At 35.7% G+C, this 21,591-nt stretch carries 19 protein-coding genes; 2 read left to right on the forward strand and 17 right to left on the reverse strand.

The window, feature by feature from the left end:
• Positions 1-99 precede the first annotated feature (99 nt).
• From spoVE to BN999_RS21190, 12 genes are all read right to left on the reverse strand, one after another.
• Complete coding sequence (gene spoVE, locus BN999_RS03290) at positions 100-1,212, reverse strand: stage V sporulation protein E (protein WP_176481859.1); 1,113 nt, start codon at positions 1,210-1,212, stop codon at positions 100-102.
• A 78-nt stretch (positions 1,213-1,290) separates the two neighbouring features.
• Entirely contained in the window at positions 1,291-2,640 is a 1,350-nt protein-coding gene (gene murD, locus BN999_RS03295) for a UDP-N-acetylmuramoyl-L-alanine--D-glutamate ligase (RefSeq protein WP_096269970.1), read from the reverse strand.
• A complete protein-coding gene (mraY, locus tag BN999_RS03300; protein WP_255247386.1) occupies positions 2,637-3,623 on the reverse strand; it encodes a phospho-N-acetylmuramoyl-pentapeptide-transferase in 987 nt (328 codons plus the stop codon). Before mraY ends, murD begins: the two co-directional genes overlap by 4 nt.
• 53 nt (positions 3,624-3,676) lie before the next feature.
• Entirely contained in the window at positions 3,677-5,035 is a 1,359-nt protein-coding gene (locus BN999_RS03305) for a UDP-N-acetylmuramoyl-tripeptide--D-alanyl-D-alanine ligase (protein ID WP_096269972.1), read from the reverse strand.
• A 5-nt stretch (positions 5,036-5,040) separates the two neighbouring features.
• The gene (locus BN999_RS03310) at positions 5,041-6,513 is read right to left on the reverse strand and encodes a UDP-N-acetylmuramoyl-L-alanyl-D-glutamate--2,6-diaminopimelate ligase (RefSeq protein WP_096269973.1); all 1,473 of its coding nucleotides are present in this window, start codon (positions 6,511-6,513) and stop codon (positions 5,041-5,043) included.
• A 762-nt stretch (positions 6,514-7,275) separates the two neighbouring features.
• Positions 7,276-9,231, reverse strand: a complete 1,956-nt coding sequence (locus BN999_RS03315; RefSeq protein WP_096269974.1) for a stage V sporulation protein D — start codon at positions 9,229-9,231, stop codon at positions 7,276-7,278.
• Positions 9,232-9,333: 102 nt separating this feature from the next.
• Positions 9,334-11,574 carry a penicillin-binding protein gene (locus BN999_RS03320; protein WP_096269975.1) on the reverse strand — a complete coding sequence of 747 codons (2,241 nt, stop codon included), beginning with the start codon at positions 11,572-11,574 and terminating at the stop codon, positions 9,334-9,336.
• A 15-nt stretch (positions 11,575-11,589) separates the two neighbouring features.
• Entirely contained in the window at positions 11,590-11,958 is a 369-nt protein-coding gene (ftsL, locus tag BN999_RS03325) for a cell division protein FtsL (protein WP_096269976.1), read from the reverse strand.
• A complete protein-coding gene (rsmH, locus tag BN999_RS03330; protein WP_176481885.1) occupies positions 11,958-12,935 on the reverse strand; it encodes a 16S rRNA (cytosine(1402)-N(4))-methyltransferase RsmH in 978 nt (325 codons plus the stop codon). Before rsmH ends, ftsL begins: the two co-directional genes overlap by 1 nt.
• Positions 12,936-12,963: 28 nt before the next feature.
• A complete protein-coding gene (gene mraZ / locus BN999_RS03335; RefSeq protein WP_096269977.1) occupies positions 12,964-13,395 on the reverse strand; it encodes a division/cell wall cluster transcriptional repressor MraZ in 432 nt (143 codons plus the stop codon).
• 229 nt (positions 13,396-13,624) lie between these two features.
• Positions 13,625-15,238: a bacillithiol biosynthesis cysteine-adding enzyme BshC gene (gene bshC / locus BN999_RS03340; protein WP_096269978.1), complete on the reverse strand. Its 1,614-nt coding sequence runs from the start codon at positions 15,236-15,238 to the stop codon at positions 13,625-13,627.
• A 136-nt stretch (positions 15,239-15,374) separates the two neighbouring features.
• Positions 15,375-15,755, reverse strand: coding sequence for a DUF3397 domain-containing protein (locus BN999_RS21190; protein ID WP_096269979.1), 381 nt, complete (start codon positions 15,753-15,755; stop codon positions 15,375-15,377).
• A gap of 184 nt (positions 15,756-15,939) precedes the next feature.
• Here BN999_RS21190 and BN999_RS03350 point away from each other — a divergent pair, with 184 nt between their 5' ends.
• Positions 15,940-16,419 (forward strand): N-acetyltransferase, encoded by a 480-nt coding sequence (locus tag BN999_RS03350; protein WP_096269980.1) that lies wholly within the window; start codon positions 15,940-15,942, stop codon positions 16,417-16,419.
• A 262-nt stretch (positions 16,420-16,681) separates the two neighbouring features.
• Here BN999_RS03350 and BN999_RS03355 read toward each other — a convergent pair whose 3' ends face one another.
• The 4 genes from BN999_RS03355 to BN999_RS03370 form a co-directional block, all read right to left on the reverse strand.
• On the reverse strand, positions 16,682-17,161 hold the full coding sequence (locus BN999_RS03355) for an RsfA family transcriptional regulator (protein WP_096269981.1): 480 nt from the start codon (positions 17,159-17,161) through the stop codon (positions 16,682-16,684).
• Between the two features lie 91 nt (positions 17,162-17,252).
• Complete coding sequence (locus tag BN999_RS03360; protein WP_096269982.1) at positions 17,253-18,017, reverse strand: enoyl-CoA hydratase/isomerase family protein; 765 nt, start codon at positions 18,015-18,017, stop codon at positions 17,253-17,255.
• A 156-nt stretch (positions 18,018-18,173) separates the two neighbouring features.
• A complete protein-coding gene (gene rpmF / locus BN999_RS03365) occupies positions 18,174-18,347 on the reverse strand; it encodes a 50S ribosomal protein L32 (protein ID WP_096269983.1) in 174 nt (57 codons plus the stop codon).
• Between the two features lie 46 nt (positions 18,348-18,393).
• Entirely contained in the window at positions 18,394-18,918 is a 525-nt protein-coding gene (locus BN999_RS03370; RefSeq protein WP_096269984.1) for a YceD family protein, read from the reverse strand.
• A gap of 181 nt (positions 18,919-19,099) precedes the next feature.
• On the opposite strand from BN999_RS03370, the gene BN999_RS03375 reads away from it, so the two are divergent.
• A complete protein-coding gene (locus BN999_RS03375; RefSeq protein ID WP_096269985.1) occupies positions 19,100-20,305 on the forward strand; it encodes a nucleotidyltransferase in 1,206 nt (401 codons plus the stop codon).
• 84 nt (positions 20,306-20,389) lie between these two features.
• Here the strand turns inward: BN999_RS03375 and BN999_RS03380 are convergent, their stop codons facing one another.
• The gene (locus tag BN999_RS03380; RefSeq protein ID WP_096269986.1) at positions 20,390-21,412 is read right to left on the reverse strand and encodes a SepM family pheromone-processing serine protease; all 1,023 of its coding nucleotides are present in this window, start codon (positions 21,410-21,412) and stop codon (positions 20,390-20,392) included.
• Between the last annotated feature and the right edge of the window lie 179 nt (positions 21,413-21,591).

Here is a 21,591-nt window from a genome sequence, read left to right on the forward strand (position 1 = left end):
GTAAAAGACTTTTTCCAAATTCCGCTGTTATCCTTGTGGTCCTAAAATGAATGTATTATTTGCATCATAATCCCCTATTTTAACCTAATTACATATCGTTTAGAGTCTCGCATTTCTACTAATATTTAACAGAATTCCTACCGAACACAAAGTTAAAGTTAAGGAGGAACCGCCATAACTCAAGAATGGGAGGGTTATACCAGTAACAGGTATTAAACCTATTACAACGCTAATATTGATCATTACTTGCACTGTTAACATGGATACGATACCTAATGCGAGAAATCTACCAAATGAATCAGGTGCCTCTAATGCAACTCGGATACCACGCCAAAACAATAAAATAAATAATAATAATAATATTGTTCCACCAATGAAACCTAGCTCTTCTCCGAGAATGGCAAAAATGAAATCTGTTTGCGGTTCTGGAAGATAAAAATACTTCTGCAAACTATTCCCTAATCCTACCCCCATTAATCCTCCGGGTCCAATTGCATACAAGGATTGAATAATTTGAAACCCATCACCTAAAGGATCTTCCCACGGGTTCAAAAAGGCTGTTATCCTACTTATACGGTACGGTGCAGAAATAATAAGTAAAGCAAAACCCACTAAACCTAACAACCCTAATCCAATAAAATGTGATATTCTTGCTCCAGAAACAAATATCATAATCATACAAGTTAATACTAACACCATTCCAGTCCCAAGATCTGGCTGCAACATGATTAACCCAAATGCAGTAAACACTAAAAGCAAGGCTGGAAGAAATCCCTTTTTAAAGGAGGTAATATATTTTTGATTTACTGATAAAAAAACCGCCAGAAATATGATGAGACCCAATTTCATAAATTCAGATGGTTGTATACTGAATGCCCCAATTCCAATCCAACTTTGAGCTCCACCTCTGGTTAATCCAATCCCTGGAATCAACACGATTAGAAGAAGTCCAAAACAAACCAGTAAAATGGTTTTTGCATACTTCGCCCAATTGCTATATGGAATATACATAAAGAAAAACATTCCCGCTACCCCAACACCAGCAAACAATAATTGTCTTTTAACAAAATAAAGTGAATCAGCATACTTATACTCCGCCCAAATATATGAAGAGCTATATACCATCACTATCCCAATCAGTAATATTAATAATATAACAGTTAGTAATATATAGTCTGGCTTGTCCTTTATGGAAATCTCTCTATTAAACAAAAAAACACCCCTCGCAACAATTGTTGATTTAGGGGCATTTAATAGTCTATAACAATGGATTTTTATTAATACAAGCCCCTACTCTATTGTATGCACGGCTTGTATAAACATGTCTCCTCTTTCTTCAAAAGTCTTATATTGGTCCCAACTCGCACAAGCTGGTGATAATAGAATTACATCACCAGGTTCAGACATTCCATAAGCTTTGATTACAGCATCCTCTACATTTTCAGCATGAGTAATGGCATTGATTCCTGCTTTTTCTGCGGTATTTTTTAATTTTTCAGCAGTCTCACCAAAAACAACAATTCCTTTTACATTTTTTAGATAAGGGATTAGATCATCAAATCCATTACCTCGGTCTAAACCGCCTGCTAGTAATATTGTTGGTTGTGCAAAGGATGATAGTGCTTTTTGAGTTGCTAATATGTTAGTAGCTTTCGAGTCATTATAAATTAAACGCTCATTCTTGTTAGCAATAAATTGTAGACGATGTGTGACACCACTAAATGTCTTTAGGACTTTACTAATTCCTTTATTCGTTGCACCGCTTAATTTAGCCGCACATACTGCAGCTAGAATATTTTCTAAGTTATGAGTACCAACTAGTACAATATCCTTTAAAGCAATAACTCTTTCCTCTTTAAAATACAAGTTTTCACTATCTACCCATGCACCATTTTCTTGCTTAACAGAAACCGAAAATGGCACTTTGATTGACCTTGCTTTTCTAGAAGCATCGGAAACATTTGGTTCATCTGCATTATAAATTAGATAATCATCCTCTAATTGATTGAGAAAGATATTTGATTTTGCTTCTTTGTAGTTGTCTAATGTCTTATGATAATCCAAATGAGCCTCAAAAATATTCAACAACACAGCAATCTTAGGTCTGAATTTTTTTATTCCCATCAACTGAAAAGATGAAAGTTCTAGTACTAGTCTTTCATCTTGACCAAGATCCTTTGCTACTTCCGTTGCAACGATTCCAATATTTCCAGCTAGTTTAACTGGCGCCTCACTAGCAATTAGCATTTCGTAAATAAGCATAGTAGTTGTTGTTTTCCCATTGGAGCCGGTAATCCCTATAATAGTTCCTTCTGCCAATTGGCTAGCAAGTTCAATTTCTGTAATGATTGGTATATCTCGGTTAACTGCTTCTTTTAGAATTACATTTTCATAAGGTATGCCTGGGTTTTTCACAATTAAATCTATATTATCCAATACAGAAAGTGGATGTGAGCCAACAACCACCTCTGCTCCTAACGTACGTAACTCCTGAACCACGTCATCCTCATTATTTGCTTTTAAATCATTAACTCGCACATGTATACCACTATCTAATAACACTTGCGTTGCAGCTGTACCACTTTTCGCTAGCCCTAGAACAAGCACATGTGAATAAGGAAAATCAACTAATTTATTCAACCTAACCACACCTCGATGTAGATACCAAGAGCAGCAAAAATAAGTCCCATTAACCAAAATGTAGTAACAACTCTCCATTCTGACCAACCGACTAATTCATAATGGTGGTGTAATGGACTCATTTTAAAGACCCTTTTCCCGGTAGTTTTAAATGATATGACCTGAATAATCACAGATAAAGTTTCCATTACGAAAACTCCACCGATAATCACTAACAATATCTCCATTTTTGTCAAAATAGCAATGGCAGCTACAGCACCACCAAGTGCTAGTGAGCCGGTGTCTCCCATAAAAACTTTTGCAGGGTGAGCATTAAATACTAAGAATCCTAATAGAGCCCCAACAATTGCTAAAGAGAATATAGCAACTTCTACTTGTGGCTCTCCATGCCATGCTAGAATCCCAAACGCACCAAATGCAATTGCTGCTGTACCAGCTAATAGTCCATCTAGACCATCTGTTAAGTTTACCCCATTGGAAGCTCCAACTAGCATAAAGATAATAAGAAATGCATAACCAATACCAAGATCCCATTGAATTTCTGTCCCTGGTATTTGAATATATGTTGGGAATCCCTGATTCTTTAATATAATATAAAAAATAATGGCAATAATAATTTGTCCAAGCATTTTTTGCTTAGAGGTCAATCCTAAGTTTCTTTTTAGAACGACTTTTATAAAATCATCTAGAAACCCTAGTAATCCATAACCTAAAAGTACAAACAATAATAAGCCTATTTCGTAACCAAATTCCCCATCACCGTATTTATTGACCATAATGAAAGAAGTGATAACAATACTAAGGATAATGATGAGTCCCCCCATTGTAGGGGTACCCTTCTTCTTCATATGCGACTGAGGTCCTTCTTCCCGTATACTTTGTCCAAACTTTAAACGTCTTAAAAACGGAATTAAAATTGGGGACAAAAGGACGGTAATAAGAAATGCTATAGCTATTGTTATGATTAAACCTAATAAATTCACTGAAATTTTCCTCCTTAAAGTGCCAACCGTCCAACCCATCTATCTCTTTTTTGTTATTTTAGCTTTTCAATAATCGATTCGAATTTCATTCCTCTTGATGCTTTAAATAATATTAGTGTGTCTCTATTCAGATATTGCTCTAATTCCGGAAGAACTTCCTCTTTCAACTGGAAATGTTTTACGTCCATATTAGGATATTTCTTTTGTACTGCCTGGCTTATCACGTACGAGTCCTCACCAATTGTGTAAAGACTAGTGAGGGAATCATTTACAACTTCTGCAACCGTCTCAAGTAACGCTTTAGATCGTTCCCCTAACTCATAAACATCTCCAAGTACTACTACCTTGTTTTTAAATCCTCCCATTTTCTGGACAACATCTATAGCTGCCATCATGGAAGTGGGGGACGCATTATATGCATCATTAATAATAGAAACATCATTAATGCCAGTTAACAATTCAAATCTCATACCAGTCAATGATAAAGTTCGGAGTGCATGTTGAATCTTATCTGTGCTAATATCTAATATTTCACCTAAAATTACCCCATATGAAGCATTCTTGACATTATGTGAACCTAATAGAGAAACAGTGTATTCATTACCATCTGAACCTTTAAAAGTTGTTTCATTTCTCCTTAACTCAATATCAGACGCAATAAAGTCATTATGAGTTCCAAATCCTACTTTGATTACATTGTTTCGAGCATGAACATGATTGAGTAATTCTTCATCCCCATCAATAATTAATTTGCCATTGTTAGATAGGCCGCTAAGTATTTCCAACTTAGCTTTTGCAATTCCTGCACGTGTTTCTAAATATTCTATATGTGATTCACCAATATTTGTAATGACTGCATAATCTGGCTTAGCAATCTTAGATAGTAACTCAATTTCCCCAAAACTACTCATTCCCATTTCCAGAACAAGAATTTCTGTATCTCTGCTCATAGAAAGAATTGTAAATGGGAGTCCATATTCATTATTGAAATTTCCATCTGTAAAATGTGTTTTATATCTTTCTTTTGCAATGGAAGCAATAATGTCCTTTGTGGTTGTTTTACCGTTTGAGCCTGTCACACCAATAACAATTGGATTGACTTTATTGCGATAAGCACTCGCCAAATGCTGTAATGCTTTCGTTGTATCTTCTACCAGAAAAACGATTAACTCATCTGTTAAACCTTCAGGCAACTCTTTATTTTTATCCCAAAGAGTTGCAATTGCTCCATTTTCATAAGCTTGCTTTATAAATTTATGACCGTCAAAAGATTCCCCAACTATTGGAATAAATAAGGAATCCTCTGATTTTATTCTACTATCAGTAAAAAATCTATTAATATTTTGATCATCATGAATTTCCCCACGGTAGTTAGGAAAAACAGATGTTAACCATTTGACCGTAAATAACATATTTATTACTCCTTCATAAACAATGCTTCTTTAGCCACCTCACGGTCATCAAAATGATGCTTGACATGGCCTATTTGTTGGTATGTTTCATGTCCTTTACCTGCTATTAAGATAATATCATGTTCGGTTGCTTGGCTAATTGCTTTGTAAATTGCTTTTCTGCGGTCAGGAATTACTTGATATTTACCTTCTGAGTTAGTTACACCACTGATCATATCGTTTAATATTATATCAGGGTTTTCCGTGCGGGGATTATCAGAAGTAAAGATTGCTTCATCCGCATATTTCAACGCAATTTGAGCCATTAACGGTCTTTTTGATCGATCTCGATCACCACCACAACCGACAACTACATATACTTTTCTTTTCGCAAATTCGCGTATAGTAGTTAATACGTTTTCTAAAGAATCAGGTGTGTGTGCATAATCAACAATGACTGAAAATGAATTCTCATGGTTTACAAGCTCAAAACGCCCAGTTACACCTTGTATGGTTTCAAGTGCCTTTTTTACAATAGAAAGAGGAACCTCATTTACTAGTGCAGCAGCACTTGCAGCTAACATATTAGATACATTGAACTTGCCAATTAATTGACTATTTATTTCAGTATTTCCATTTGGAGTACATAATAAAAATTTAGTTCCTGTAGGCGTCAATGTAATGGATTTGGCCATAATCATAGCTTCATTATCTATCCCATATGTAATAACCTTTTGTGCAGTGGAACGTATTAATTTAGAAGATGCTCCATCATCAAGATTTATTACTGCGTACTTCCTGTTGTTTGAATGATACCCACTTCCCAATTGTGCAAACAAAAGACTCTTTGCTCGCAGATAATCATCCATGGAATCGTGGTAATCTAAGTGATCTTGCGACAGGTTTGTAAAAATCGCGGTATTATAATCGCAACCATAAACTCTTCCTTGATCAAGTGCATGAGAAGATACTTCCATAATGACTTGTTTAACCCCACTGTCAATCATCTTTCTAATCGTGTTTTGTAGAAATAAAGCATCTGGGGTAGTGTTGTCAACTGGAAAAACATCTTCACCAATTTTCATTTGAATGGTCCCAATGACACCTGTCTTTTTACCATGATATTTAAATATTTGCTCTAACAGGTAAGTTACGGTTGTTTTCCCGTTCGTACCTGTGACGCCTATTAAGGGAACTTGATTGGTCGGATATTGATAAAACTTTGCAGCAGCCATGGCTAGAAAACGAATTGTATCTGGGACAATTACAACGGGAACTTTAGCTTGTATATCCCTTTCAGCTACAATTACTGCAGCTCCGTTTTTTACAGCTTCATCAACATAATGATGACCATCTACTGTAAAACCACTAATGCAAACAAATAAATCTCCCTTTTTAATCTCTCTAGAATCCATTTTTAGGTTATTAATTTCTATGTCGTAAAGTGCAGAGAACTGTTGAGCGAATGGATGAAAAGAAAGAATTTCCTTTAATCGCAAAAGACATCTTCCTTTCTCCAACATAATATTCTCTTATGTGGGTATTTTTAAGAGGGTAGACTACCCATAAAATAATTAACCACATCCAATTTATTATACCAGAATAATGGTTTATTCTGAATGATTTTCTACATCATTATTTTCAACTGTTTTCTTCATGTGTATAACTACTCATTAATTCACACAATTTATTAGAAACTGTGCGGTGACTAAGCAGTTTGGATGGCGCATCATACTCGCTTCGGAAATACACTCCACTTTCCGCGGGCGGCTGGTGAGCCTCCTCGTGCTTACGCACTGCGGGGTCTCACCTATTCCTATCCTCCCGCAGGAGTCTCCGTGTATTTCCTACGCTAGTTTTGAGGAAATATGAATAACAGTGCTATATTTCTAACACAAAAATTCATTAACCATATTAAATAGAAAACCAAGACCAGCGCAGGCAGAATACGGAGACTCCTGCGGGAATAGCACGTGTCCGAAGACCCCTAGAGAGGCGAACTTTCCTCGAGGAGGCTGAGGCCGGGCCCGCGGCAAGGTAGACACTGCGACGGTCTTGATCTGAGCAGATGTCGCCCCTGTGCTGGCAGTAAAAGCGGAGTATTCTGCCGGAGCGGTGTCGTACAGCTATACCCAATAACTAATTCTGTTGTAATTAAATTAGTTACCGCGCAGTTTCTATCAATTTTGTTATCAACACCATATTATAGAACTGGATTGGTTACAATGTATTGTGCGGGTTCTAGCTATCCCCGCTAATTATTATTCACTTCTATCTTTCTCTTTTTCTTTCTTCTCATCTGATACATACACTCTAATTTTTGATCCTGGCTCTACCTTTGTCCCTGCTGCAGGGTCTTGATCTACGATGACGTCTCCTGTTCCACTTACCTCTACAGACAAATCTGTCATCATTTGAACTAATTGATCTTTATCCAATCCAATCAAATCTGGCACTTCAACCTTTGGTTGCTCTGGCCATAGGTATTCCTTTTCTAAACCATCTTTGCGCGGTTCTACTCCCATAAGAGGAAGACTTTCTTTAATTATAGCACCTACAATAGGTGCTGCTACAGTACCACCAAACTGGCGCACTCCCTTTGGATTGTCAACAGCTACATATACGACAATCTCTGGGTCATCGGCTGGAGCGAAGCCAATGAATGACACAATATGGTTATTTTCTAAATAACCTCCATTTGGACCAACCTTCTGGGCAGTACCTGTTTTACCTCCTACTCGATACCCATCAACATAAGCAGGTCTACCGGTTCCTTTTGCAACAACACTTTCTAATGATTTTCTTATTTCCTCAGATGTTGCCTCGGAGATAACTCGATTCTTAACCTTAGGTTCCTTTGATGTTACAATCTCTTCTGTGCGTGGATCTACCCATTGTTTAGCAATAAATGGCTCGTATAGATAACCTCCATTAATTGCAGCAGAAACAGCCATTACTTGCTGTATAGGTGTAACAGAAACACCTTGGCCAAAAGCTGTGGTTGCAAGTTCTACAGGACCAACATTTTCCGGTTTAAATAAAATACCAGAACCTTCACCTTGTAAGTCAATACCCGTTTCTTGACCAAATCCAAATTCCTTAATATAACTAAACAACTTTTCTTTTCCTAGTTCTTCACCCAAGTGCACAAACCCAGGGTTACAAGAGTTTTGGACAACCTCTAAGAAGGTTTGCTCTCCGTGCCCTCCTGGCTTCCAACATCGTAACTTCGCACCACCGACTTCTATAGAACCATGGTCATGAAAATGGTCCTCATGCAGATCAACTGCTTTTTCTTCTAAAGCAGCAGCAAGTGTAATGATTTTAAACGTAGAACCAGGTTCATATGTACTCCAAATTGGTAGGTTACGACCATATATAGTCGGATCTACTTCTTGATAATTTTCCGGGTGAAAGTTTGGTCTTGTTGTCATGCCCAAAATACCACCAGTGTCTGGATCAACAGCAATCGCTAAAGCACCATCAGGATTATATTTAGCAACCGCTAAATCTAACTCACGCTCCATAATCGTATTAATACGTGAGTCAATCGTGGTTACAAGGTCATAGCCGTCTTTTGGGGGAGTGTAGACGTCTGCTAGTTGATTCAATCGTTTACCCTTCGCATCCGAGTAAAAGGATAAACTCCCCTCTTCACCTTTTAACATTTCGTCGTAATAGAGTTCTAGTCCCATAAGTCCTTGATTATCAATACCTGCAAAACCAAGTACATGTGATAAATCGTCTCCAAATGGATAATTTCGTATCGAATCCTTTGCTAAATAGACTCCCTCAAGATTTAGGGTTCTAATAGCCCTTACTTGTTCCTCGGATAATTTTCTTCCTTCTGGGTTTATATTTTCAGACATGGAAGACTTGGTTACATGCTCTAACACCTCTTCAAAAGGCATGTCCAATATTTCAGCAAGTTTTTTTGCAGTATTTTCGGGATCCTTTATTTGTCTTGGAACCAGTACAATAGAAGGAGCAGTTACGTTTTCTGCCAAAATTTCTCCATTTACATCTAATATAAGACCACGTTCTGGTTGGAATTCAATATTTCTACTCCACAACTTGTCTGCTTTTTCCACCAATTGATCACCCAAGACAAATTGAACATATCCCAAGCGGAGATCAATAATCGCAAAAACAATTATGCCAATAAGAAAAACAGCGACTAATCGTTTTCTAACTGTTACAGTCGATACTCGTTTCATGATCCATCTCCTTCACATAGGTAGGCTTGTATCAACTATATGTAATTAAAAAATGATTAGAACACTGTTTTTCATCAATTGTTTTATATATCATTGAAAACTTTATTCGAAAACATCTACCGATTCTTCTTCAGTTGATTCCGTGTCGTTATTTTCTTCATTAGCTTTTAATTCTTGTAGTTCCTTAGGAGTTTTTAATTCGACACCAAGGTAATTCCCATTGCTTATTGTTTGACCTTCCTCAATACTTTGAGTAACAACATAACCATTACCAATGGTTTCTATATCAAGCGAAAGCATTTCACCTAGTTTTAAAACATCTCTATGTGACCAGCCAATAATGTTTGGCATTGTAGGACTTTCAGTTAATATAATTACCTTTTCATTTGGTAATATCTTTGTACCTTCCTCTGCACTCAATTGGACAATTTTTTTACCATTACCAACAATTGAATAGTCAACCCCAAAAGCGCTCAATTGCTCCGTTAAGTTACTAACAGACTTCCCTTTAACGTTAGGAATCTCAAAAGCACTTACTTTACTAGTTTCACCCTTATCAGGATCGATACTCAAATAATGTAATGCATTCTCGATCACATTATTGAAAATAAAGGATACTGGAGCTGATCCAGGTTCAATCCCTGTTTCAAATTCTAAAGTAGGCTGCTTTACCGAAACATACATCATTAGTTCTGGATCATCAGCAGGTGCCATTCCTAGAAAAGAAAACACGTAGTTTTCTCTACCAACTAGATAACCACCTTCTGGATCAGGTATTTGGGCTGTTCCGGTTTTGCCTCCAACTGAATAATCTTCTAGATTAAATCGACTACCAACTGCATGTTCTGATTGTACAGCAGAAACTAAGAGTTTTCTAACCTGTTCTGCCGTTTCCTGGGAGATAGGTTCACCAACTACTTCTGGTTCATGATTTACTATTACATTTTCAGTATCTGGATCTACTATTCTATCAATTATATAAGGTTTAAGCATTTTACCGTCATTAGCAATAGCTGTAGCAGCCTTCATGATTTGGATAGGCGTAGCTGTACTACCCTGCCCAAATGATGTGGTTATTTTCTCTAATGGCCAGTTATATAGAATTTGCCCTTGGACTTCTCCTGGCAAATCAATTCCACTCGGCTTATCAAAATCAAATGCTTTCATATACTCAAGAAAAGTATCTGGACCCATTTTCTCCCAAACTAGTTTAGCAGCAGCAACGTTAGAAGATCTAGCAAACCCCTCATTATAGGATATAGTTCCCCAGCCTTTTCTGTTGAAGTCATGTATTGGGCTAATACGATCACTAATTTGATATTTTCCTGACATATAGCCTTCTTCGCCGTTATATACATTCGACTCAATTGCAGCTGCCCATGTAAACATTTTTACAGTAGATCCTGGTTCAAATGGAGTAGATATAGCGTCATTATACCAATTTTTAACATTCGCAGGATTATTGGGATTGTAACTTGGTCGATTACTCATCGCCAAGATTTCACCTGTTTTTGGATTCATTACAATAGCTGTCATTCTCTCAGGCTTATATTTTTCATCCACTTGAGACATGACATCTTCTACCAATGTTTGTATCTTCTGATCAATGGTTAAATATACATCATCCCCATTATCCGGCAATTGAATCACTTCATTTGGATCTAGCAGCTTTTTATTATAAATATCCCGCTGGTAGGAAATATATCCATCCGTACCTTTTAACAGGTCATTCATTTCACGTTCAATTCCCGTTACCCCGGAAATCTCTTTTAAAACACCATCTTCTGTCTCTCTGGCAAATCCAATAATATGAGATGCAAACATACCATTCGGATAATATCTAATATTCTCTTGTACAAATCTGATTCCAGGTAATTTTAATGCTTCAATTTCGTCTTTTGTTTGAAGTGAAATTTCCTTACCGATAGATCCGAACTCTACTTGTGATCTATTATCTTCAATCCCTACATTCAATCGCTCTAGAATATATGCCTCTTCAGCATTTAAAAGAGGAGCCAATTTCTTCGCTGTTTCTTCAGGATCCACAACATGTTGCTTCTCCTCTAAGTTTTCAGAGAATTTCTCATCGACAATTGCATACATACGGAAGGTTGGCATATCATAGGCTAATGTCATGCCATTTTTGTCATAAATTTTACCTCGTTCTGAATCCAGTGTATAAGAAGTGGTCCGTACTTTGTTCGCCCATTCATCTAACGAAACACCCTCTACTACTCCTGACGCCTGAATATACAAAAACCTACCTGCTACAAGTAAAAAAGCCATGATGAAGATAACCATTAATACTCCAGCCATGGCATGTGTAGTCTTATTCTTTTTCATCCCTAATCACCCGCATTATTGATTGAAAGCATTGGCTTGTTTAACTTCTGCAGCTTGAATAGTAAAACCGTTTTCCCTAGCAATCTGTGTGATTCTTTCCGGTCTACTTAAATCTTTAATCTCAAAAACTAAACCTTCGTTAACAACTTGTTGTTCTGTGATTGAACTTTGAATTGATTGAATTTCGCGATTTAATGAATCCGTAGAAGAAGAATAGGAAACCATTAAGCCTCCTGCAATTAGAAGAAAAACGGCTACAAACGAATAGAGCATTTTTTCTCCTTTGGTTATCCAGCTTTTTTTGCGAATGACGACTTTTTTATCAATTTGTGGTTGATATGATGTATAGGAATGTTCCCAATTTCTTGCATGATTTGCTGCCATTATTTATTCCATCCTTCCCCGTAATTAAAATCATCAGACCAGTTATTGACTTTTTCTACAATCCGAAGCTTCGCTGATCTTGACCTACGATTCTCTTCTAATTCAAATTCATCTGCTACTATTGGTTTTCGATTGATTGCTCTAAATGGAGCCTCGTATTCTTTTGGAATAACCGGTAAATTCCTAGGTGTTTCTTTTGGTGTACTCCATTTTTTGAAAGCTTGTTTACATATCCGATCTTCTAACGAATGAAAGGTGATAACAGCAATTCTACCTTGCATGGAAACTACCCGTGCTGCTTGGTGTAAGGCATCATGGAAAGCCTGTAACTCATCATTAACTGCAATGCGTATTGCTTGAAATATTCGCTTTGCAGGATGGCCGCCTTTCCTTCTTGCAGGAGCCGGAATAGCATCTTTTATTATGTCAACTAATTGAAAAGTCGTTTCAATCGCATTTGTTTTTCGATACTCTTCTATTTTCCTAGCAATTTGCTTCGAGAATTTCTCTTCCCCATATTTAAAAAAGATGGAGACTAAATCATTATACGACCATTTATTGACAATTTCAAAGGCAGATAATTCCTGTTCTTGATTCATCCGCATATCTAACTTTGCGTTATGTTGATAACTAAATCCTCTTTCCCCTCTATCTAGCTGTGGTGAGGATACACCAAGATCAAATAAAATGCCGTCCACATGAGATATTCCGTGTTTTTTTAGCTCTTCTTCTAGATGTCTAAAGTTACTATGAATGAAGAGAATTCGATCTTGATAGGCCAAGAGCCTTTCTTTTGCGGCTAGTAATGCATCCACATCTTGATCAAATGCAATTAACAATCCACCTTCACCCAGTTGTGAAGCTATCCTCTCTGAATGTCCTCCACCACCTAATGTACAATCTACATATGTACCATTCGGCTTTATATCTAAACCTTTTATTGATTCTTCTTTTAACACTGTATAATGTTGAAACATTTTTACACCCACTTTAGCGATTTCCTGTTTAAATATCAAAGTCCATTAAATTCTCAGCAATCTCTGCAAAAGACTCCTCAGACTCATTAAAGTAGTCTTCCCAATTTTCGCTAGCCCAAAATTCAATTCGATTTGATACACCGATTACCACACACTCTTTATCTAAGCCCGCGTAGTTGCGTAGAGGCTGTGGAATATTTATTCTTCCCTGCTTATCTACATCACATTCTACTGCTCCAGAGAAGAAGAATCGCGTAAAGGCTCTTGCATCTTTTTTAGTAAGTGGGAGTTTTTTTAGCTTTTCTTCTAGTATTGTCCATTCAGACATTGGATAAGCGAATAAACATTTATCTAATCCACGAGTGACAACAAAACGTTCACCAAGTTCATCACGGAACTTTGAAGGGACAATAATTCTCCCCTTAGTATCGAAGTTATGCTGGAATTCACCCATGAACATATAGTCCGCCCCCACTTTCATATATCCATATTACCACATTCCCCCACTTTCCACCACCTGTTTTTTAAAAAATGTATAAAACAAACAAAATCAGTAGTTTTGAACCAAAAAAATAACTGCCTTTCTTTGAAAAGCAGTTCAGCTAGAAGCTTGATATATCAAGCATTCATAGTCCGATATTGCTTTTAAGAAAGACAGTTAATTTAAAAGTGGGTAGAAGTGGTAGATGTTAAACATATACTACAAAATGTTCATTTTCAAACGAACAAGCATGGGTTGATAATTCTTTAAAGAAATTAATTCCATATTGATTTAAAAATGGTAGCGGATTCCAGATACGTTCTTGTAAACCATTCGGATTAAGAAGATTTTCTAGAATAGCATATTCTGCAAGTTCCTTCTGATATCGCTCTTCTAACACTTTAAAAATTCGTTTTTCTAGAAATTCAACATCTTGAATGAGAATTTCCAGGTTCTTCTCAGCAAGTTCATTAATATCCGAGCGGATTTCTTTAGCTATTTTCCGTAATGGTTCATGTGCCTTGGTAATAACAGCTTTTATTTCGGACACAGTTTCTTCAATCGGTGGGTTTATCTTCTCTTTAAACCATGCATCCCTAATATCCCCAACCTTACCATTAATGGCTGACTCTATCGGAATATTATATTTTCCTAATAATTTATCCGCTTTACGATCTACAAGGGTAAAAGATAGTCTAGGTACAACTGGAGGCATCTTCATGTCTAACGTATGAAAAGCTGACTTTAAAACAGACCAGTAACTAATTTCACCTGGACCACCAATAAAAGCCAAAGTTGGAAAAACTAAATCTTGCATTAAAGGACGTGTTACTACATTATTGCTTAACAACTCTGGGGTACTAATCGCTACCTGTTGCAATTCTTCAGTAGTTAAGATTACTTCATCCTGTTTCCCAACCCAATTACCTTCCCGATTTCTACTCAACAAAATTCGTTCTTTATCCTTATGATAAAAAAGATGACCATTTTCCTTTGTAACATCTAAAGAAATAGGATACCCATTTTCAGTTAATTCCTTAAAGGAAATGTATACACTATTGCTTATTTCTTCTTGTTTTTGAATCATCTTTAGGAAATATTGACTTTCAAGCTTTCTAACTAAAGCATGACCAGAGTCAACTAGCACAATTCCCGAATCGTTAAACAACTTCAGAATTAGTTGAGCAAAGAAGTCAACATATGTAGTTGATTCGTTAAGACAAGTTTCCACTAAAGTAGAGATTTCCTTTGTATACTCTGTTTCTCTAAGCTCTTCCAATACAGTTTTTACAAAATGTGATACATCCACATGTTCTAATTCTATTTGAGAGATTGAGCGCTTATCAAGAACTCGTTGTCCAACTTTGACTTTTTTCATTTTTTGGTCTCGATTTATGTATACATGATTTATCTCTTCAAAATCATGATCCTCTCCCGCAATCCAAAATACAGGAATAACCGGAACACCTAATTCTTCTTCTTGCTGTTTTGCTAATTGTATAATAGATATTACCTTGTTCACAGAATATAATGGCCCAGTTAACAGACCCGCTTGCTGCCCTCCAATTACTACAACACTATTTTCATCCCTCATTCGTTCAATATTTTGTAATGTAGCATCCGGAGCTTGCCAGTCGTTATTAAGCTGTGTTAACACTTCCACAAGTTCTTGCCTTTGATAAGAACGAGTTTTTATTTCTTTCAAACGATTATTGAACTCCATGTAACCATAATCAAAATAACTTATAATGGTTGGTTTTTGTTCACGATAATCCTGAATTAATTTATTTTTGTTATCAATTTTTATTGGTTCAATTCGCATTTATTACGTACTCCTTTAGAGGTAAATAGTCTATAGGTATTGTACAAGATAGACAGTAATTTATCATGTTTTCTGATTCGCTTTATATGTGGCTGCTTATCAAAACATAATAAGATGATAAAACCTTTTAATAACTTCAAACAAGGACACCTCTAAGAATCCCGTATAGAACAAGAGAAATATACAAAACAAAAAAAGACAAGAAAGATAATCGCCATAATAACTTTAGTGCTTTTTGATAATTAATTTCTGTGTTGTTCTTCCATTGTAGAACAATGATAATAGTAAGCATGCATAATAAAAAAACAATTATATACCCAATGAATGCTCCTTCAAACAAATAGGTAAGCAACGTATTTACAGCTATGATGTAAATAATAGTTGTCCAATTAATCGCCATTAGAAAAGCTTTATGTGGGTTTTGATACATAAATTTCAAAGAATAATAAGTTAATATTGTTATTAAAATCGGTGCTGTAATAATAAATGCAAGTAATATTATAAAAAAATCTAACATAAAAGAAAGTTCCCCTCTATACAACTAGTACCATAACTTTTTATATTGTATCAAAATATTAAGAATTTGTACTTAAGATACTTAATTATTTATTAATCACAACCCCAAAATGACATTAAAATAATTATGTATTATAATTAAAGTACAAATAAATAATTTTCTGACAACAAAGGGGGATAAATTAATGGGCAAAGCAAAAGTTGAAAAACTATTAATTAATTATAAGACATTGGAAGAATTCAAACGGTTTAAAGAATACGGTAATCAGGAATTATCCATGTTAGAAGATTTACAATCTAATATTGTAGAAAATGATAGTGTATCACCTTTCTACGGGATATATTACGGTGGATCACTCGTTGCCCGAATGAGCTTATATAGAGTTGATAAAAAATACGACAAATACTTTGAACCACAACATGATTATTTAGAATTATGGAAACTAGAAGTATTACCACACTATCGCGACAAAGGGTATGGTAAAACATTAGTAGAATATGCAAAAAGTTATAATCTACCAATCAAAACAAATCCTAGAATTAATTCCCATGGGTTTTGGGAGAAAATGGGGTTCCAAAAAGCAAAGTACGAAATGCAAAGAGATTTTGGTCAAAATCCGTTACTTTGGCTACCAAAAGGGATAACTGAAAAGAGCGTAGATTAAAATGTAAGCTTTTTCATTTTATATATCGCATATTAGTGTAAAATAATAATTATCAAAATTAATAATGCATTAAAAAGAGGCTAATCTAAATGACTAGCCTCTTTTGTCAAGCGATATAATATAATAGCATGATTTTTTTGTGGATCTGATATTAATTCCTTATGACCCTCGACTATCATTTCAACTATGTTTGGAATCCTTGAAACTTAAAACCCTATTACTACTTCTAAGTAATACCTTTAGTTTTTATAAGGTATAGGCATTAATTTTTTTCTCTAATCCACTTCCAAAGATTGCCCATTTCCTCCCAAGCATTTTCATATCGCTGCAATTGAATTTTTAACTTTTTATTCTCTTCTTCTAAATTTTTCAATAATTTTTCCTGCTCTTTTCTTGCCAGATCCTGGTGCTCCGCAAAACTAGATTTCATCTTCTCCAGCAACAAAATTGCGGATTCTATCGTTTCTTTTTCAGGGGCAGTCTTTGATTCCTCAAAACTCCAAATAGCTTTTCTACCACCAAGTTTACGTTCCTCTTTCGCCTGTTGTATCTGTTCCTGGTATTCTTTACGAATCGTTGCATTCCATCTAAATCCACAGGCTGCAGATGTTCTAGATAATTGTTTCGCCACCTCTTTAAAGGCTTCAAGTTGAGTTTTACCTTCTTTTATATGGCGAAGTACTGTTTCTGCTAATATAATGTCCTCGTCTTCTGTCCAGGCATCCTGCCTTGTCGCATTCATAACATCACTCCTTATCTCTTTGCTATCAATGTATGCACAAAGTAGGAGTGATAGAATACTTCTTAAATAATTTTCTAAATTATTCCTTCTTCTAGTTTCGGTTAAAAAATGCTAACACAGCATTTTTATGCTCTGGTGAATCCCAAAGTGTTGCACATTTACTGACCTCAGATTTCATCTTGTCTTTTAAACCTATTACACCTATCTCCTCTAAAAAACGACTTTTTAAGATTTGCATTTGCTCGTGTGACTTAGATAAATATGGTGCTAATAGTTTGTCTGATTCTTCCCATTCACTATAATTGATAACTCTATGAATCCAGCCTTTACCTTCTAATGCCTTTTCATCATATATAGTACCTTCTATAATCCATTGATTCGCAAAACTAGGATGGACTTTTTGAGCTAAGAGAACACCTCCACCCCACCCTGGTATAATCCCTAGATTGGTCTGAACAAACCCAAATTTTGTACCACTTTTAGCAATTCGTATATCACATGCAGAAGCAAGTTCACATCCACCACCAGCAGCTCCACCATTAAGTAGAGCAATAGTAGGTACTTTAAATACTGCCAATCGGTAAAGTACTTCCATCATAATTAGTAAACTATTTTCAGCTTCAGATGGAGATAGTTCTCCGTGCAAATCCGTTAAATCTCCTCCTGAACAAAACATCCTGTTGCCAGCTCCAGTTACAACTAAAAATTTCAAAGTATCTTTACTGGCTCTTTCTATAACTTCGAGCAATCTCTTGGCCATTTCTATCGATATTGCATTCCGCTTCTCAGGACGATTAATCGTGATGATGCCGTAAGCTTTCTCAGGGTGAAATTGATATGTAATTGATTCTTTCAATTGATACCCCCCTTTTTGTTAGATGCAAAAAACAGACCACATTACTGTGATCTGTTTTGGCAATTATGTTGTAGAAAAGAAAAAGATCTTTCTCTTCCGCAAAAGAAAAACAAATACACTCACTAAATTTTAGTGAATAGAGGTTTTTCTAATTAATTATTTGCTAACAACTTCTTTTCCATCATATTGTCCACATGATTTACATACATGGTGTGGCTTAGTTAGTTCTCCACAATTTGAACATTCTACCATGCCAGGCACGTGTAATTTGATATGAGTACGACGTTGTCTTTTAACTTTTTTAGAAGTTCTAGTTTTAGGTACTGCCATGACTTACACCTCCTTCAAATACGAAAGCAAAAACATGAATTACTTCTTATTTTTCTTTCTCGGTATCTTTGAATAATGACTCCAGTTTCTTAAAACGTGGATCAATTTTCACTTCTTTTGGTTTCTCTGAGAGTACTTCCCAATCATTCCCCTCTTGAATTAATCCATTTGGATCTAATTCTTCGGCGAATACACGATAGGGGACCTCCAATAGAATATTTTCCTTTATAAATGGCATTAAGTCAAGCACTTCTCCATGAATCGGATGAATTTCTGTGTCGTATTCTTCATCAATGTAGGCAGAAGATGAGAATATCTCTTTTGCATTGATTTCAAATGGATAAGGAACATCGACAAGTGTACGAGCACACGGTAAAATCATTTGCCCTGTAATAGTAAATGTGAAGAAGAATTGTTCACCTTGCATATTACATATACCTTGTACTTGTACAGGATCAATTTTTCGTATGTCATTGTTCATCGATTCCAGTTCAGAAACATCTACTTCACCAGAGAATGAAAAAGGCTTGTTATAAGCATTTTTCTTTAGTTGTGCTAATGTAAATTTCATTAATTTCACCTCAAGGCAACAAGAGTAATTTTAAAAGGAAAATGTACTTTTGTCAATATATTTTCTTTACAGTAGTCAAAAAGATTCTTATTTGTAGCATTCCCTGACCCTTTTTTCTATAATCAACCATAACAGGAAATATTTAATATGCAATAGTTAAATCATATTCGAGGTGTTTGTCGTGAATGTTTGTGGATTAATCGTTGAATATAACCCTTTTCATAATGGCCATATTCACCATATCAAAGAATCTCAAAACGTAACAAATGCAGACTGCATGATAGCAGTTATGAGTGGTTCGTTTCTTCAAAGAGGTGAGCCAGCAATTATTGATAAGTATCATCGAGCGAAAGCTGCTCTGTTATCCGGAATTGATATTGTTGTTGAATTACCATACGTTTTTGCTGTTCAAAGCAGTGACTTATTTGCTAAAGGTTCCGTATTAACTTTAAACGAGTTAGGCGTGAACAGCATTTGCTTCGGGAGCGAATCTGGTGATATTCAACACTTTATTCAAGCCTATGAAAACTTCAGTGAAAACCAAGATAGTTTTCAAATTAAACTCAAGGAAGCTTTAAATGATGGCAAATCTTTTCCTGATGCAAGCACAATAGCTTATGAATCAATTGGTTTAACAGAAGCAGGTATGAATTTATCTAAACCAAATAATATTCTTGGTTTTAGTTACATTAAGACTATAATGGAAGAAAATCTCCCTATCCAACCTTCAACAATTAGGCGAAAGAACAGTGAATACCACGATACAGAAATAACAAGTTCAATTGCTAGCGCTACTAGTATTAGAAAGCAAATATTTGACCATCATGTAAATGTTTCAGCATTAAATCACACCATGCCAACTGCCACTATTGATCAACTTAAGGCTTACAACCAAGTATCGACAACATTTCATCATTGGGAAAAATACTTTCCTATCTTACATTACCGGGTAACAACAATGTCGCATGAGGAGTTACGTTTAATTCATGGTATCGAGGAAGGTATTGAACATCGAATTAAGAGAACTGCAAAGGATGTTCGCTCGTTATACGAATGGGTAGAACGAATAAAAACGAAACGATACACCTGGACAAGAATACAGCGCATTTTTGTTCATCTGTTAACAAACACTAAAAAAACAGAAATCGAAGTCCTATCTAAATCAATCCCATACATACGCCTACTAGGTATGACAAGTAAAGGAAGGGATTATTTAAATAAAGTCAAAAAGGATTTACGTATCCCGATTTTTCCTAAGCTAACTCGTGAACTACCCCAAATGCTTCAAGTAGAGGAAAGAGCTTCTAATGCTTATTATAGTATTTTGCCGATTGAAAGTAGATATGCACTAATGAAGCAAGAATTAAGAGGTCCTATTATAGTTTAAAGATTAAAAGCCCCTTAATAACAAGACTAGCTTTGAGCTAGTTTTGTTATTAAGGGGGCTAGAATCCTCAGATTAATATGTTCCCTATTCTAATTCTTCCTTTAAATACTTTAAGGCATCGTCAAATGTATCAACAGGGACAATAACCATATCTGTATTAATTTCTTCTGCTTTTTTCTTAGCTACTTCATAATTGGAGTCTCCACCTCTACCACCTTCGTTCGGTGCAAAAAACACATCCACACCTTCACGGTCTGCAGCAACTACTTTTTTATCTATCCCACCAATACGACCTACATTACCATCATAATCTACTTCCCCGGTACCAGCTATTTGATGTCCCTTTGTTAAATCTCCCTCAGTAAGCTGATCATAAATCTCTAACGAAAACATTAAACCTGCACTAGGACCACCAATATTACCACTCGTAAAGGTAACTTCTGGGTTGACTTTAACATCCCTGTCCGTTACTAATGATATTCCAATACCTACTTGTTTTGTTTCTTGATCAATAATCCCTAACGTAATCTCTTTCTTAAGTTCCTGCTCATTACGAAGAATTGTTAAGGTTACAGTATCTCCTATACTCTTATCCTCTAAATAAGTAATTAGTTCAATAGATTCATTTATTTCTATGTTATCAATACCTACGATATGGTCACCCATCTCTAAAATTCCATCAGAAGGTAAATCAGGGGCTACACTTACAACATAAACCCCTTTATAGTCTATTGTAATATCTTTCCCAGCTGCAGTATACGCGACCACTGTAGAAGCTTCTTGAGAGTTTTCCATCATTCGTAATTGTGCTTGGAAATACTCATCATCCGAGATACCCTCAGGCCGAACATCCTTAATGTCTAAAATATCATGATGAGGTAATATGTGGGCTAGAAAATATTGTACTGGTGTAGCTTGTCCCCCTCTTACAGTAACTAGGTGAAAGTCTCCTTCACTCTTGTCAGCACCATCAACTTGAACAATTGGATTTAAAGCATCCGCTCCACCTGGCTTTTGAATATAATATGGTAATTCATATGTAGAAAGAAAAAAAGCAATAATTACAGCTGCAATCAAAGAAATTATTTGCCCCTTCGAAAACTTCATAGTAGTCCCCTTTCATAGCAACGCATCAGGCCATTCAACACTATAAATATAATAAATAACTTATCTGGATAAAAGTGTATGGCATATTCAGGTAATGTATGAGCGTATATTGATATAAATATTTAAAACTTGTCTCATTAATTATATGTTTTTTTAGAAGCAACATATTAGACTAGTTT

Origin of the sequence: Paucisalibacillus globulus (assembly GCF_900184735.1) — a bacterium.
Classification (GTDB): domain Bacteria; phylum Bacillota; class Bacilli; order Bacillales; family Amphibacillaceae; genus Ornithinibacillus; species Ornithinibacillus globulus_B.